The 15,500-nt window shown below is 64.2% G+C and carries 11 protein-coding genes; 7 read left to right on the top strand and 4 right to left on the bottom strand.

Annotated elements, in window-relative coordinates:
* The first annotated feature begins 4 nt into the window (after nucleotides 1–4).
* The 7 genes from urtC to BM118_RS14520 all read left to right on the top strand — a co-directional run bounded on the left by urtC (nucleotide 5) and on the right by BM118_RS14520 (nucleotide 8,807).
* On the top strand, nucleotides 5–1,150 hold the full coding sequence (gene urtC, locus BM118_RS14490; RefSeq protein WP_092186246.1) for an urea ABC transporter permease subunit UrtC: 1,146 nt from the start codon (nucleotides 5–7) through the stop codon (nucleotides 1,148–1,150).
* Nucleotides 1,151–1,160: 10 nt separating this feature from the next.
* Entirely contained in the window at nucleotides 1,161–1,916 is a 756-nt protein-coding gene (urtD, locus tag BM118_RS14495; protein ID WP_092186247.1) for an urea ABC transporter ATP-binding protein UrtD, read from the top strand.
* 10 nt (nucleotides 1,917–1,926) lie between these two features.
* Nucleotides 1,927–2,616, top strand: coding sequence for an urea ABC transporter ATP-binding subunit UrtE (gene urtE, locus BM118_RS14500; protein ID WP_092187005.1), 690 nt, complete (start codon nucleotides 1,927–1,929; stop codon nucleotides 2,614–2,616).
* A 27-nt stretch (nucleotides 2,617–2,643) separates the two neighbouring features.
* Nucleotides 2,644–3,873: a formamidase gene (gene fmdA, locus BM118_RS14505; protein ID WP_092186248.1), complete on the top strand. Its 1,230-nt coding sequence runs from the start codon at nucleotides 2,644–2,646 to the stop codon at nucleotides 3,871–3,873.
* A 92-nt stretch (nucleotides 3,874–3,965) separates the two neighbouring features.
* Complete coding sequence (locus BM118_RS14510; protein WP_092186249.1) at nucleotides 3,966–4,343, top strand: FmdB family zinc ribbon protein; 378 nt, start codon at nucleotides 3,966–3,968, stop codon at nucleotides 4,341–4,343.
* Nucleotides 4,344–4,405: 62 nt separating this feature from the next.
* The gene (locus BM118_RS14515) at nucleotides 4,406–5,446 is read left to right on the top strand and encodes an aliphatic amidase (protein WP_092186250.1); all 1,041 of its coding nucleotides are present in this window, start codon (nucleotides 4,406–4,408) and stop codon (nucleotides 5,444–5,446) included.
* 361 nt (nucleotides 5,447–5,807) lie between these two features.
* Nucleotides 5,808–8,807: an autotransporter outer membrane beta-barrel domain-containing protein gene (locus BM118_RS14520; RefSeq protein WP_244550156.1), complete on the top strand. Its 3,000-nt coding sequence runs from the start codon at nucleotides 5,808–5,810 to the stop codon at nucleotides 8,805–8,807.
* 42 nt (nucleotides 8,808–8,849) lie between these two features.
* On the opposite strand, the gene BM118_RS14525 is transcribed toward BM118_RS14520, so the two are convergent.
* From BM118_RS14525 to BM118_RS14540, 4 genes are all read right to left on the bottom strand, one after another.
* On the bottom strand, nucleotides 8,850–9,671 hold the full coding sequence (locus BM118_RS14525; protein WP_092186251.1) for an MlaD family protein: 822 nt from the start codon (nucleotides 9,669–9,671) through the stop codon (nucleotides 8,850–8,852).
* A 163-nt stretch (nucleotides 9,672–9,834) separates the two neighbouring features.
* Nucleotides 9,835–12,054, bottom strand: coding sequence for an acetate--CoA ligase family protein (locus tag BM118_RS14530; RefSeq protein WP_092186252.1), 2,220 nt, complete (start codon nucleotides 12,052–12,054; stop codon nucleotides 9,835–9,837).
* 269 nt (nucleotides 12,055–12,323) lie between these two features.
* Entirely contained in the window at nucleotides 12,324–12,893 is a 570-nt protein-coding gene (locus BM118_RS14535) for a class GN sortase (RefSeq protein WP_092186253.1), read from the bottom strand.
* 180 nt (nucleotides 12,894–13,073) lie between these two features.
* Nucleotides 13,074–15,338 (bottom strand): marine proteobacterial sortase target protein, encoded by a 2,265-nt coding sequence (locus BM118_RS14540; protein WP_092186254.1) that lies wholly within the window; start codon nucleotides 15,336–15,338, stop codon nucleotides 13,074–13,076.
* Nucleotides 15,339–15,500 lie beyond the last annotated feature (162 nt).

A 15,500-nucleotide genomic window follows, 5' to 3' on the forward strand; every position in this document is an offset into this window, starting at 1 on the left:
AGTCATGTTCATCAACTCACGCTTCTTCAATCGATCCGAGCTCATCGGCTTCATTGTGCTGGCCGCCGTGCTGTTCGTGATCCTGCCGCTGTCGCTGGATGTGTTCCGCCTCAATCTGGTCGCGAAATACCTGACCTACGCCTTTGTGGCGATCGGCCTCGTCCTGTGCTGGGGCTATGGCGGCATTCTGAGCCTGGGGCAGGGCGTGTTCTTCGGCCTCGGCGGCTACTGCATGGCGATGTTCCTCAAGCTGGAGGCCTCCAGCGTCGAGAACACGAAAATCCAGTCGACCCCCGGCATTCCGGATTTCATGGACTGGAACCAGATCACGTCACTGCCGCTGTTCTGGCAGCCATTTCACAGTCTCACCTTCACCATCCTCGCCATCATCCTGGTCCCCGGCGTCTTTGCCCTGATCATCGGCACCGCGATGTTCAAGCGCCGGGTCGGCGGCACCTATTTCGCGATCATCACCCAGGCCGTCGCCGCCATCCTGACCATCCTGATCGTCGGGCAGCAGGGCTATACCGGCGGCATCAACGGCATGACCGACCTGCGCACCCTCAAGGGTTGGGACATCCGGCCCGACCACGCCAAGATCATCCTGTACTTCGTCGAGGTGGTGTTGCTGTTCGCCTGCATCGGCATCGCGCAGTTCATCCGCCTGACCAAGCTCGGCCGCATCCTGGTGGCGATGCGCGAACAGGAGGACCGCGTCCGCTTCTCCGGCTACAGCGTCGCCAACTTCAAGATCTTCGCCTTCTGCATGGCCGCGATCTTTGCCGCGATCGGCGGCGCCATGTTCGCGCTCAATGTCGGTTTCATGTCGCCGTCCTTTGTCGGCATCGTGCCGTCGATCGAGATGGTGATCTACACCGCGGTCGGCGGGCGGATGTCGATCTTCGGCGCGGTGTGGGGCTCCATCCTGGTGAATTTCGCCAAGACCAGCCTGTCGGAATCCTTCCCGCAACTCTGGCTGTTCGGCCTCGGCGCGCTGTTCATCGCGGTCGTGCTCGCCTTCCCGAACGGTCTGTCCGGAATCTGGGCCGATTACGTGCAGCCGCGCATCGATCGGTTCATGCGGCCGCGCAAACCGAAGTCGGGCGCCTGGACCGACGATTCCGTCGCCGACGGCGCCCCGGCCGAGTGAGGAGATCATCATGCTTGTCGGTCATCAACCCAAGGAATTCCTGCTCGCGGTGGAAGCGCTCACCGTGTCCTTCGACGGCTTCAAGGCGGTCAACGATCTCTCCTTCTACGTCGAGGAGAACGAGATCCGCGTCATCATCGGCCCGAACGGCGCCGGCAAGACCACGGTGCTCGATCTGATCTGCGGCAAGACCAAGGCCACCTCGGGTTCGATCCAGTTCCGCGGCAAGGAGCTGACGAAGCTGAAGGAGAACGAGATCGTGAAGACCGGCGTCGGCCGCAAGTTCCAGACGCCGTCGGTGTTCGTGGACCTTACCGTGTTCGAGAATCTCGAGATCTCCTATCCGCGCGGCCGCACCGTGTTCGGCTCGCTGACGTTCCAGCGCGACGCGGCGGTGAGGCAGCGGGTGGAGGAGGTCGCCGAGATGATCTTCCTGAAGGATCGTCTCGACACTTATGCGGACCAGTTGAGTCACGGCCAGAAGCAATGGCTCGAGATCGGCATGCTGCTGATCCAGGACCCGGATCTCCTGATGCTGGACGAGCCCGTCGCCGGCATGAGCGTGTCCGAGCGCGCCAAGACCGCCGAGCTGCTCAACCGCATCATCAAGAACCGCTCGGTGCTGGTGATCGAGCACGACATGAAGTTCGTCGAGGACATCGCGCACAAGGTCACCGTGCTCCACCAGGGCCAGATCCTCTCCGAGGGCACCATGGAGAAGGTGAAGAACGATCCCAAGGTCGTCGAAGTCTATCTCGGTCATTAGGAGCGCGATGATGCTGGCAATTTCCGATCTTCACGTTGCCTACGGCCAGAGCGAGGTGCTGCACGGGCTCAACGTCAAGGTCGCGCCGAACGAGATCGTCGCGATCATGGGCCGCAACGGCATGGGCAAGACCACGCTGATGAAATCGCTGATGGGTATCCTGCCCGCCAAGAGTGGCTCGGTGACCATGGACGGCGCCGAGCTCGGGGGTCTGCCGAGCTACGCGCGGGTGGCCAAGGGCCTCGCCTATGTGCCGCAGGGCCGCATGATCTTCTCCACCATGACGGTGAAGGAGAACATCGAGACCGGCCTCGTCGTCTCCGGCGGGACCGAGGTGCCTGAAGACATCTACGAATTATTCCCGGTGCTGCTGGAGATGAAGGGCCGTCGCGGCGGCAATCTCTCCGGCGGCCAGCAGCAGCAGCTCGCGATCGCACGCGCGCTCGCGACCAAGCCGAAGGTGCTGCTGCTGGATGAGCCGACCGAAGGCATCCAGCCCTCGATCATCAAGGACATGGCGCGCACCCTGAAGCGCATTCGCGACGAGAAGGGCCTCTCGATCGTCGTGTCCGAGCAGGTCCTGAGCTTTGCGCTCGATATCGCCGACCGCGTGCTGGTGATCGAGAACGGCGAGATCGTGCGAGATGATCCGCGCGACAGCGTCGATGCCGCGCAGGTCTCCAAATATCTGTCCGTCTAACCAACCGTGTAAAAGGGGAGCATCTCGATGCCAGAGACACTGATCAAGGTCGATCTCACCAAGTCGGCTTACGAAAATGACATGGTGCATAACCGCTGGCACCCCGACATTCCGATCGTGGCCTGGGTCAATCCCGGCGACGATTTCATCATCGAGACCTATGACTGGACCGGCGGCTTCATCAAGAACAACGATTCCGCCGACGACGTCCGCGACATCGATCTCTCGATCGTGCACTTCCTCTCCGGCCCGATCGGCGTCAAGGGCGCCGAGCCCGGCGATCTCCTGGTCGTTGACCTGCTCGACGTCGGCCCGATGAAGGAGAGCCTGTGGGGCTTCAACGGCTTCTTCTCCAAGCAGAACGGCGGCGGCTTCCTCACCGACCATTTCCCGCTGGCGCAGAAGTCGATCTGGGACATCAAGGGCCTCTACACCTCGTCCCGTCACGTTCCCGGCGTCAACTTCGCCGGCCTGATCCATCCCGGCCTGATCGGCTGTCTGCCCGATCCGGAGATGCTGGACATGTGGAATAAGCGCGAGGCCGAGCTGATCTCGACCAATCCGACCCGCGTGCCAGGCCTCGCCAACCCACCGTTCGCGCCGACCGCCCATGGCGGCCGTGCCAAGGGCGATGTCAAGGCCAAGATCGGCGCCGAAGGCGCGCGCACCGTGCCGCCGCGCGAGCACGGCGGCAATTGCGACATCAAGGACCTGTCGCGCGGATCGAAGATCTACTTCCCGGTCTATGTGCCCGGGGCCGGTCTCTCGATGGGCGACCTGCACTTCAGCCAGGGCGACGGCGAGATCACCTTCTGCGGCGCGATCGAGATGGCCGGCTGGCTGCATCTGAAGGTCGAGGTGATCAAGGACGGGATGGCGAAATACGGCATCAAGAATCCGATCTTCAAGCCGTCGCCGATCACGCCGAACTACAAGGACTATCTGATCTTCGAAGGCATCTCGGTGGATGAAGCCGGCAAGCAGCACTATCTCGACGTCCACATCGCCTATCGCCAGGCCTGCCTCAATGCCATCGAATACCTGAAGAAGTTCGGCTACTCCGGCGCGCAGGCCTACTCGATCCTCGGCACTGCGCCGTGCCAGGGCCACATCTCCGGCGTGGTCGACGTGCCCAACGCCTGCGCCACGCTGTGGTTGCCGACGGAGATCTTCGACTTCGACGTGATGCCGTCGGCGGCAGGACCCATCAAGCACATCACGGGCGATATCCAGATGCCGATCTCGCCGGACAAGTGATCCCTGCGCGACGGGATGCGGGACGGCGCGTATTTGCCGCCCCGCATCCGCCGCGAGGTGTGTTCAACAGGCAAGAGCGTGGGGATGATGCGATGCCGGTCTATGAATATCTCTGTGACGACTGCGGTCCGTTCAAGGACCTTCGCCCGATGGCGGAATGCGACGATCCGCAAAGCTGTCCGCATTGCGAGGCGATGGCGCCGCGGGTGATCCTGACGGCACCGAATTTCTTCTGCATGCCGGCGGAAAAGCGCAAGGCGCACGCCGTCAACGAGCGCAGCACGCACGCGCCGCAGACGCTCGCGCAATACAAGGCCTCGCACGGTCCCGGCTGCGGCTGCTGCTCCACGGGGAAGACCGTGAAGGACAAGGGCTCGGCGGATAAGAGCAAGCCCGCCCGGTTGATGACCAGGAGCAAGAGCGGCGCCAAGGGTTTTCCAACAGCGCGCCCCTGGATGATCAGCCACTAACACACGCGACCGCTCGATCGGCGGCAACCCGGAACAACAAGTCAAGTACAGGAGCGGTCAATATGCTTCACGGTGACATTTCCAGCAGCAACGACACCGTCGGCGTCGCAGTGGTCAACTACAAGATGCCCCGCCTTCACACCAAGGCCGAGGTGCTCGACAACGCCCGCAAGATCGCCGACATGGTGGTGGGCATGAAAGTCGGCCTGCCCGGCATGGACCTCGTGATCTTCCCCGAATACTCCACTCAAGGGATCATGTACGATTCCAAGGAGATGTATGAGACCGCTTCGGCGGTGCCCGGTGAAGAGACCGCGATCTTTGCCGAGGCCTGCCGCAAGGCGAAAGTGTGGGGCGTGTTCTCGCTGACCGGCGAGCGCCACGAGGAGCACCCGCACAAGGCGCCCTACAACACCTTGATCCTGATGAACGACAAGGGCGAGATCGTCCAGAAGTACCGCAAGATCATGCCGTGGGTGCCGATCGAGGGCTGGTATCCCGGCAATTGCACCTATGTCTCCGACGGCCCGAAAGGCCTCAAGGTCAGCCTGATCATCTGCGACGACGGCAACTACCCGGAGATCTGGCGTGACTGCGCCATGAAGGGCGCCGAGCTGATCGTGCGTTGCCAGGGCTACATGTATCCGGCCAAGGAGCAGCAGGTCCTGATCTCCAAGGCCATGGCATGGGCCAACAATGTCTATGTCGCGGTCGCCAATGCCGCCGGCTTCGACGGCGTCTATTCCTATTTCGGCCACTCCGCGATCATCGGCTTCGACGGCCGTACACTCGGCGAGTGCGGCGAAGAGGATTACGGCATCCAGTACGCCCAGCTATCGAAACATCTGATCCGCGACGCGCGCCGCAATGGTCAGTCGCAGAACCATCTCTACAAGCTGGTCCACCGCGGCTACACCGGCATGATCAATTCCGGCGAAAGCCCGCGCGGCGTTGCGGCGTGTCCGTATGATTTCTACAAGAACTGGATCGCCGATCCCGAAGGCACGCGCGACATGGTCGAGGCGATGACCCGCTCGACGCCGGGGACCGACGAGTGTCCCATCGACGGCATCCCGAACGAGGCGGCGGCGTCCAACTACTAGCCATTGCCAGCGGCACAGGTTGGGCTTGAGGCCTGGATGATCGGCCATTGATGTGAATGGCGGTCCATATACGCCGACGTTCTGAGAGGTCTGCGCATGCGCGGAATGGGAATAGCGCCCGGCAAACCGTGGCGCGGTTGCAACATGGGCCGTTGAACTGGCTCAAGTTGCGGCCTCGTTGGCGGATTCTCGATGCACCGTGGTTCTATCTGCCATCCTCATGGCCTAAGTTCCACGCGGCGCCGCTGGGAGCGCCGCGGGTGAGGGGAAGAGCGTGGGCGCCTGGTTGCCATCGAGGAGGCACGGTTGCTCGCGCCGGAGTACCACGGCCGTTCGCGCAGCGTTTGGGCTGAGCCTTGCCTTGGGCGCGGCTGTCGCGACCACCCCGGCCGGGGCCCAGCAATTCTTCAATGGATCGCAGACCACACCGAACGGCGCCGTCAACGGCGGAGGCGGCGTCTGGGACGCCACCACAACCAACTGGACGGACTCCTCGGGTTCGACCAGCACCGCTTACGATCCACTGTCAGCCGGCACATTGTTCGGCAGCGGCGGTCCCTCGACGCCGGCCACGGGCGGCACGGTGACGGTCACGCCAGGCGGCGTGCAACTCACCAGTCTCGTGGGCTTCGATCTCACCGGCGATGGTTCGATCTATACCATCCAGGGCGGCGACCTCAGGCTGGCCCCGGGCGGCACCACGTTCTTCACCAACGATGTCACGGGCAGCGGCGCCCCCTCGGCCGCGATTGCTTCCCGCATCACGGGCAGCGGCGGCATCTCCGTGCAGGGGCCCGGCATCCTGGCGCTGCTCGGCGCCAACACCTATTCCGGCGGCACGTTCATCTGCAACTGCGGCTCGTTGCAGCTTGGCGATGCGACCCATACCGCCAGCATCATCGGCGCGGTCACCAACGAGGGCCTGTTCAAGATCGTCAATGCCGACACGTCGGGCATCACGTCGCTGCTCAACGACTTCTCCGGCACGACGATGTTTCTCAACGCGACCTCCGCCAGCGCGATGGTGATCACCAACAGAGGTCAGATGTATTTCGGCGATCTGGCCGGAGGCGGAACCGATACCGCGACAGCTGGCCGGGCGACCATCACGAATGATGGTGGCTTCACCGGCTTCTTTGGCCGGACCAATGCGGGCACGGCCAGCATCACCAACCAGAATGGTGGCGGCACCGCGTTCCTCGAGCAATCCTCGGCCGGCTCGGCGACCATCGTGAACAATGATCTCAGTGGGACTGTGTTTGGTACACTGACTGGATCCGACACCGCGACCGCGGGCAACGCGACGATCATCAATGAGTCCGGCGGCCGGACCAATTTCGGCGCGTTCACCACGGCGGGCAACGCCACCATCATCACCAAGGACGGCGGCAAGACCGAGTTCTACGACAATTCCACCGGCGGCAATGCGCGGTTCATCACCACCGGCACAGGCATCGTCGATTTCGGGGTCAGCATCGGTCCCAACAGCGACGGCCGCATCACGGCCGGCTCGATCGAAGGCAGCGGCTTCTACTATATCGGCGGCGGCAACACCCTCGTCGTCGGTGGCAACAACCGCTCGACCGAGGTCAGCGGCGTCATCGGCGACTACGATCCCTGCGGTTGCGGTCCCGCCGGTCCGGGCTCGCTGGAAAAGGTCGGCAGCGGCACGCTGATCCTCTCCGGCACGAACACATATACCGGCACCACCACGGTCAATGGCGGCATCCTGCGGGTCGATGGCAACATCTCGCAATCGAGCCTGACCACCGTGAACGCGGGCGGCGCGCTGTTCGGCGCAGGAATCGTCGGCAACACCGTTATCGCTAGCGGTGGCATCTATGCGCCTGGTGACGGTGGCCCCGGCTCGAGCATGTTGGTTCAGGGCGACCTCGCCTTCCAGTCCGGTGCGCTGTACCTCGTGCAGGTCGGCAGCGGAACCACCGCGAGCTTTGCAAACGTTGTCGGCAACGTTACCCTGAATGGCACCGTCGGCGTCTCGCTCTATGCCGGCAGCACCATCTTGCCCCAATACAAGATCATGCAGTTTTCCGGCACTGCGACCGACAACTTTGCCGGCGTTGCCGCGCCCGGTGGTCTCATCGGCACGACCAGCGTGGACCCTGGCGGCACCGTCTATCTGAATTTCACGCTCGACTATGGCGCGAAGTACGCCCTCAACATCAATCAGAAGAACGTCGCCACGACGCTTCAGAACTTCTTCAACGCCAATGGTTTCCTGCAAGCCGAATTCGCGGGCCTCGGCCCCAACGGCTTGACGCAGGCCTCCGGCGAGTCGGCGACAGGTTCGCAGCAGACGACATTCAGCGCGATGAATCTGTTCCTCGGCCTGCTGACCGATGTCTACGGTTCGGGACGCAGCGGCACTTCAGGTGCGACGCCATATGCCGATGACGCGAGCGCAAGTGCTTATGCCGCGGCCGGCAAGACCCCGCGTGACAAGAGCGCGCGCGACGCGTTCGCCTCGATCTACCGCAAGGCACCGGCCGCGACCTTCGAGCAGCGCTGGGACGTGTGGGCGGCCGGCTACGGCGGCTCCCAGACGACCGACGGCAATGCCGGCCTCGGCTCGAACAGCACCACCAGCAGCGTTTACGGCACGGCCGTCGGTCTCGACTACCGCTTCTCGCCGTCGACCATCGCCGGCTTCGCGCTGGCCGGCGGTGCTACCGGCTTCGGCGTCACCGGCCTCGGCTGGGGCCGCTCCGATCTGTTCCAGGCCGGCGCTTTCGTGCGTCATACCGCCGGACCGGCCTATGTCACGGCTTCGCTGGCCTATGGCTGGCAGGATGTGACCACCAATCGCGTCGTCACCGCCGCCGGGTTCGACCAGCTGCGCGCCCAGTTCAATACCAATGCGTTTTCGGGCCGTGTCGAGGGTGGCTATCGCCACGCGATGTCATGGATCGGCGTCACGCCCTATGCGGCGCTCCAGGCCACCATGTTCAGCCTTCCGAGCTATTCAGAGTTCGCTGTGGCTGGCAGCAACGTCTTCGCCCTCAACTATACCGCCAAGGACGTGACCAGCACCCGCACCGAGCTCGGCCTGCGCGCGGACAGGACATTTGCCGCTGCAGGCGGCCTGATGATCCTGCGCGGCCGCGTCGCCTGGGCGCATGACTACAATCCGGATCGTACCGTCGGCGCGGTGTTTCAGACGCTGCCTGGATCGGCTTTCGTCGTGAATGGCGCCGCGCAGGCGCGCGATTCCGCGCTGACCACGGCGTCGGTGCAAGTGAACTGGATGAACGGCTGGTCTGCGTCGGTGGCCTTCGAAGGCGAGTTCTCGAACGTCACCCGGTCCTACGCCGGCAAGGGCCTCGTGCGCTACGCGTGGTAGGCGCAGCTTATCCTCCCCTGGAGGGGAGGATAAGGAAGAACATCACTGCTTCTTCTGCGCGGGCTTGCGCGGTGGCCGCGGCGCCACGGGCGTGCCGGCCATCTTGTTGGCGGTCTCGCTGACGTCGAGCAGCGAGCGACGAATGTCCTCGATGTAGCTCGCCGACTTCTTCCTCATGGTGTCGGCGAGCTCGTGCAGTCCCTGCACCTTCTCGAACAGCTCGTCGGCCTTGCCATCGACGAAGCCGGGCACCACGCCCTCGATCTTCGTGACCGCCTTGTCGAATCCCGCGAAGGCGCTGTCGACCTTGGCCATGACGGAATCGATTTCGCCGCCCTTGCTCCTGAGGTCGGCGCTATAGTTCTCGAATGTGCGAAGCCCTTCCTTGATCGCGGGGGCATTGCTCACGATCGTGCGGTCGACACTGTGCAGGGTGTCGACGATGGATTCGGCGTCGCTGAGATCGGCGGTCAGCACGGGAACGCCGTCCACATCCAGCGGCACCGGCGGCGCAGAGGGCGCGCCCCCGATCAGCGAGATCGCGGCGACGCCGGTCAGGCCCTGGAATTCGATGCCCGCGACGGTGTCCTTGCGGATCGGCGCGGTGTTGTCGAGCATCACCAGCGCCACGACCTTGCGAGGATTGTCCAGCTTGATCGACAGGATCTGGCCGGCGGGCACGCCGTCGAAATTGACCGGCCCGCCGCGGCGCAGGCCGCTGGCGGAACCACCTTCGAACACCACGCGCAACTGGCTGCGACTCTGGATGGTGCGCCATTTCTGCACGCCGAGCAGGCCGCCGAACGCCACGGCGATCACCGCCAGCGTCGCCGTTCCGATCACCAGATTGCTCGCGCGTGCCATAAGGCTGAGTCTAGGGCCAAAGCGGGGAAGTTGGAAGGAGCCCGGATGCTGCTCCCGCCGCAATGGTACGTAGGGCGGGTTAGCGAAGCGTAACCCGCCACTGCTCTCCGCATTCGCCGTGCAAAATGGCGGATTACGCTGCGCCAATCCGCCCTACGCGACATCAATGCCCGGCCGCGCGCTTTGCCGCAGCATTGTTCAACACGATCAGGGCATCGACGGCGACACCCGTCCTGGTGTTGATCAGGAACGGGTTGATGTCGATCGAGGCGATCCGGTCGCCGGCATCCGCGATCAGGTTCGACAGGCCGACCAGCGCCTTCACCGCGGAGGCCTCGTGCAAGGCCGGCTTGCCGCGATAGCCGCGCATCTTGATGCCGGCCTTGGTACGACCGATCAGGAGCCGTGCCTCGGCCTCGTCCAGCGGTGCGCCGGCGAGCGCGACGTCCTTCATCAGCTCGATGTCGATGCCGCCGGTGCCGAACAGCACGACCGGGCCCATCTCGGCATCGAGCGAGGCACCGACCACGAGCTCGAGGTCGGCCTTGACCTGCTGCGCGATCAGGATGCCGTCGAGCCTCGGCTTGCCCTTCAGCCTCTTCACCCGCGCGGTGATGTCGACGAACGCCTTCCTCACCTCGGCCGCGTTGCTCAGGTTCAGCACCACGCCGCCGATGTCGGACTTGTGCAGGATCTCGGCGCTGACGACCTTTGCCACGACCGGGAAGCCGATCTGGTTCGCGATCTTCACGGCTTCCGCCGCCGTCTGTGCGATCGCTTCCTTCGAGATCGGGATGCCATACGCCTTCAGGAGCTTCTTCGAGGCGACTTCGTCGAGCGCGGCGCCGTTCGCCGATGTCAGCGCCTTTTCCAGCTCGGCGCGCGCGGCGGGTTTCGAGCTCGAGACGATGTCGGGGACTTCCTTGCGCAGCTTCGCATAGGCGAGCAGCGACTTGATCGCGGTGACCGCGCGATCCATGCCCTGCATGACCGCGAGATGCGGCAGCGATTTGCGCAAGGTCTTGGTGAACTCGGTGAAGCCGATCGACATCGCGCTGATGTAGATCACGGGCTTCGAGGCCCGGCTCGCCATCTCGTCGACGATGCGCAGGTTGCGCTCGCGCAGCTCGTGCGGCGTCTTCGGCAGCTCGGCATCGATGATGACGATGTCGATATCGGGATCGTCGATCATCAGCTTGATCGATCTCATGTAGACGGAGGGATCGACGACCGCGGCAAAGCCGGCGTCGAGCGGATTGCCGACGATTGATCCGGGCCCGAGCATCTTCGCCAGCTCCGAGCTGACATGCGGGCTGAGCGGCGCGAAGTTCAAGCCCTCGGCGTAGAACGCGTCGATCAGCATGCCGCGCTTGCCGCCGGACAGCGTGACCGCGGCGAGCCGGTCGCCTTTGGGAACGGCGGCGTGGACGAAGCATTCTGTGGTCTCGATCAACTCGTCGAGTCCGCCGACCCGGATGACACCTTCACGCGTTGCGATGGCGTCGAACGTCTCGATCGAGCCCGCCAGCGCGCCGGTGTGCGCCATTGCCGCGGCGCGGCCGCCCTCGGATGCGCCGAGCTTGAGCGCGATCACCGGCTTGCTCGCCGCGCGCGCCGCCTTGCAGGCGTCGCGAAAGGCCTTGGTGTTGCGCACGCCCTCGAGGTAGACGACGATCACCTTGATGCTCGGATCCTCCGCGAAATAACGCATCAGGTCCGGCGTCTCGAGCCCGGCCTCGTTGCCGGTCGTCACCATGTAGCCAACGCCGACGCCACGATCCTCCAGCGCCTGGCGGATCGCCATGACGATGGCGCCGGATTGCCCGGCGATCGCCACCGCGCCCTGCTCCATGGTGACGACACGGTCGTCGATGTTGGTGAAGAGCTTTTCGCCCGCGCTCAAATTGCCGAGGCAATTCGGACCGGTGACGGCGAGGCCCGTCTCGCGCACGGCCGCTTGCAGTTCGGCGGCGAGCTTCTGGCTCTCGTCGTCTTGCAACTCGCTGAAACCGGAAGTGACGATGGTGGTCGAGCGCGCGCCGGCCGCCGCGGCATCGCGGATCACCTGCACGGCGAAGCGCGCAGGCACCAGCACCAGGACATGATCGGGCTTTTCCGGAAGGCTCGCAAAGTCCTTGTAGCAGGGCACGCCCCAGATCGTCTCGCGCTTGGCGTTGACCGGATAGAGCCCACCCTCGAAGCCGTATTTGACCAGATTGTTCCAGATGCGCTCGGCATAATTGCCGGGCTTGTCGGTCGCGCCCACCAGCACGATGTTGTGCGGGTGAAGCATGGCATGGATGCCCTTCACGATGTCGCTGGCGTCGGGCGCTGGAGACCATGGGCGAGAAGAGAAGGATGCAGCAGACACCTGGGCTTCCATGGCGCAATCCTCAATTTTTATTGTTGTTGCAGCGCGTCGTTCTGTTCGATGGCGGGTTCTGGCGAGGCAATCACGAAGGGGCGCAATGCCGCCAGACGGAATGGGCGGGGCTTCATCCAGGAAGGCTAGCATCACCGGACTTTTGGCGAAAGTGCGAACGGTTTGCCGACGCGGCAGCCAGCGATCGTCGACATAGCGCTCCAGCAATTGCTGTTCGATCGATGGCGTCGACAGAAAGCATCCCACAGGATGGAGATGGATGAGGGAGCCTATTCGTCGGCGCCGATCAAGATCGCGTGCAAGATGTAGCGTTCGGGACCGGACGTAACGGCGTCAAACGGCCAGCAGGTTGTGAGCACGAGCTCGAAATCCTGCGTCACGGGATCGATGCCCGATGCGTCGAAACGGACCACGGTCGAGGAATCCGCGCGATAGCGAAAGTGTTTGCCGTCGCGGCGGGTGATCTCGATCACGTCACCCATGGCAACATTCCGCAGGAAACGGAAATGCGTGTCGCGATGTGCGGCATATACAGCAACGCCGCGCTCGCCGGCATCGACCGTTTGCTGGATGTGGCCGGGTCCGAAAGCAAGTGCCTGGCCGCTCGCGCTCTCCAGCACGATGGCGCTGGCGCCGATCCGCTTCACCTCGATCCGGGCGACCGGCCAAGTGTCGGCCCATGACCATGGCTTGACCGCCTGGCCCGCCGCAACGCTTCTGTCGAATGCGCGCTCCAGCAGCACCTGCGCGAGCCAGGCCTTGGCATGGATGTAGGCACCGTCACCGAACAGGACGAGGCCGATCAGCGCGAGAACCAGGGGAGAGATGAGGCGGGGCATTGTGTCTTTCGGATGTTGTCGTTCCGGGGCGCCCGAAGGGCGAACCCGGAACCTCGAGATTCCGGGTTCGATGCTTCGCATCGCCCCGGAATGACGGTCGATAAAAAAGGCGCGCGCGGCCGTTGGGTAGGGGACGGGCAGCCGCGCGCGCTAACAGAGGAGTTCGGGGGCGCTCCTCTCTCAAGCGGCGTCAGTGAGCAAGGGCCGACGCCGGTTGAACACGAACAGGATCAGGGCGAGCACGATCAGGACCAGGCCTGCGATCATCTTCAGCTCGGCCGAGGTGGCAGTCTTGGGCAGGCGGATCGCATCGGGTGCGGCGGGTGTCGGCCGCCTCGTTGCCGGCTGGTTGCGCGCATCGGCATGACGTTCGCGCAGTTGCGTCGGCACCTGCTGCGGCCGTTCGCCGAAGATCTTCTCGAAATCCCAGCCGGCCGGCAGGTTGATCGGCAATTCGCTGAGCTTGAGCCGCGCGCCTTCGGGACGGCTCGGCGTCTTGTCGACCGCGACGAGGTTGGTGAGCCGGGTGACGATCTGATGGTCGAGCGCCAGTGCCAGGATCGCCTTGTCGGCCTCTTCCGGCGTCATCTCGCGCATCGTGCGCGCCACTTCGGCATCGCCGATCTTGCGCTTGGCCCAGAGTTTTGACAGGCCCTTGCCCTCGGCGGCATTTTGCAACGGCAACGTCACCGACCACGGGCGGTCGCCGATGCGTCCCTTGATCTCGAGCGAGCCTGCAAGCTTGTCGAGCTTGGTCGCCAGCACCAGGGGCTCGTCGCGATAGACGTCGGGAATGATCGCCGGGGTGACGTCGGCCGTGGCTTCGGAGAACTTTGCGCTGAGGCCGGTCACCGCCGGATTTTCCAGCTTGGCGAACAGGTCGCGCATGCGCTCCTCGACCTGCTCGACAGAGCCGATATGGGTGAAGGCGCCGCGGCCGAGCTCGGAAGCGCGCGTCATCAGATAGGTGTTGGGCGCGGACCCGATGCCGACCATGAACACGCGCGAGCGGCCGCGCATCGCCGTGATCGTCTCGAACAATTGCTGCTCGTTGCCGATCGCGCCGTCGGTCAGGAACACGACCTGGCGAACCATGCTGGTGTCGCTGAGCTTGTCGGTCAGCGCAGCCCGCATCGCCGGCACCATCTCGGTGCCGCCACGTGCCTGCAAGGCGTTGACAAACGAGGTCGCTTCGCCGACATGCGCGGCATCCGCCGGCACGGAGGCCGGAAACAGCACGTCCATGGTATCGTCGAAACGGATGACGTTGAAGCGGTCGGCCGGCTGGAGGCGGCCGAGTGCGTAAAGCAGGCTCGCCTTGGCCTGGACGATCGAGGTGCCGCCCATCGAGCCGGAATTGTCGATCACGAACACGACCTCGCGCGGCAGCGGCTTCTGCGTCGCCTGCTCGGCGCTCGGCGGCGTGACGAAGGCGAGCAGGTAGTCGGCATCGCCGACATGCTCGCGGAACAGGCCGACCGACGGTGCTTTCTGGGCCGCCGGCTTCCACGTCAGTTCGAAATCGCGGTCGGCGGGCACCGCGCCGTCGGCGAGCGTGACGATGCGCGTGGCGTTGTCCGGGCTCTCGGTCTTGACGTTATGATGCTGGCTCTTGACCTCGCCGAGCGCAAAGCCGGCCTTCAGACGCACCGTGATGCTGATCGGGTTAACGGGCGCATTCTTGGCGGGGTCCAGCACCGTCGGGGAAATGCGATCGCGGTCGGGCACGGGATTGGACGTGGCGGTGCCCCAGCCGGAGCCGTCGTTGCGGAAGTCGACACTCTGCACGATCGGCGCCGGATTGTAGCGCGGGGCGACCACCAGCGGCACGCGCAGCGAATATTCGTTGCCGGATTGATGCACCGGCTCCTGATATTCGATCTGCACCAGCACGGTTTCGCCGGGACCGATATTGGCAACCGAGTTGGTGAAGATGTTGGGCCGCTCCTGCTCGGTGAGCGCGGCCTTCTGGCCGGCGCTGCGCGCCTGTTCGTAGATCACGCGCGCCTGCTGCCGCTCCTTGATGTCGCCGACGATGACGCGGTCGCCGACCACCATCTTCATCGTATCGACGGCGCCATTGGTCGCGAGCGGGTAGACATAGGTGGCCTCGACCCAGTCCTTGGTCGGATTGCGGAATGCCTGGGTGACGCGTGTGCGCAGCGTCGGGCCTGATACCGTGATGTCGACATCGATGCCGAGACGGATCGCTTCGGTGTAGGCGCCATCGTCCTTCAGCAGGAGGGTGCCGGACCTGGCATCGCCGGGCTGGAGCAGGCCGGCCTGTTCGGTCGTTGCCGACCAACTCGTCCCGAAGCTCACCAGCAGGGCCACGAAGGCGACCAGCATCACCGCGATGCCCTGCGCGAGAAGGAACAATCCGAGCTTGATCAGCCGGCCCAGCAGGGGGTGTTCGTCGTGGTCGGCTGTGTCGTAGGTGTTCATTTGGCCTGCTCCCGAAGGATGTTTGCTGGCTCTCAGCATCGACCGGGAGAGCCTGATTTCGCGAGCAGATTGATCGGCAATGTTCCGCCGCGTCCGTCCCGGGCGGGCCGCAGCCGGGTGGCCATGTGCGGTTTTGTGCTGGTTTGTCCGCCCTGCTAGAGT

This window comes from Bradyrhizobium sp. cf659 (genome assembly GCF_900113725.1).
GTDB lineage: Bacteria > Pseudomonadota > Alphaproteobacteria > Rhizobiales > Xanthobacteraceae > Bradyrhizobium.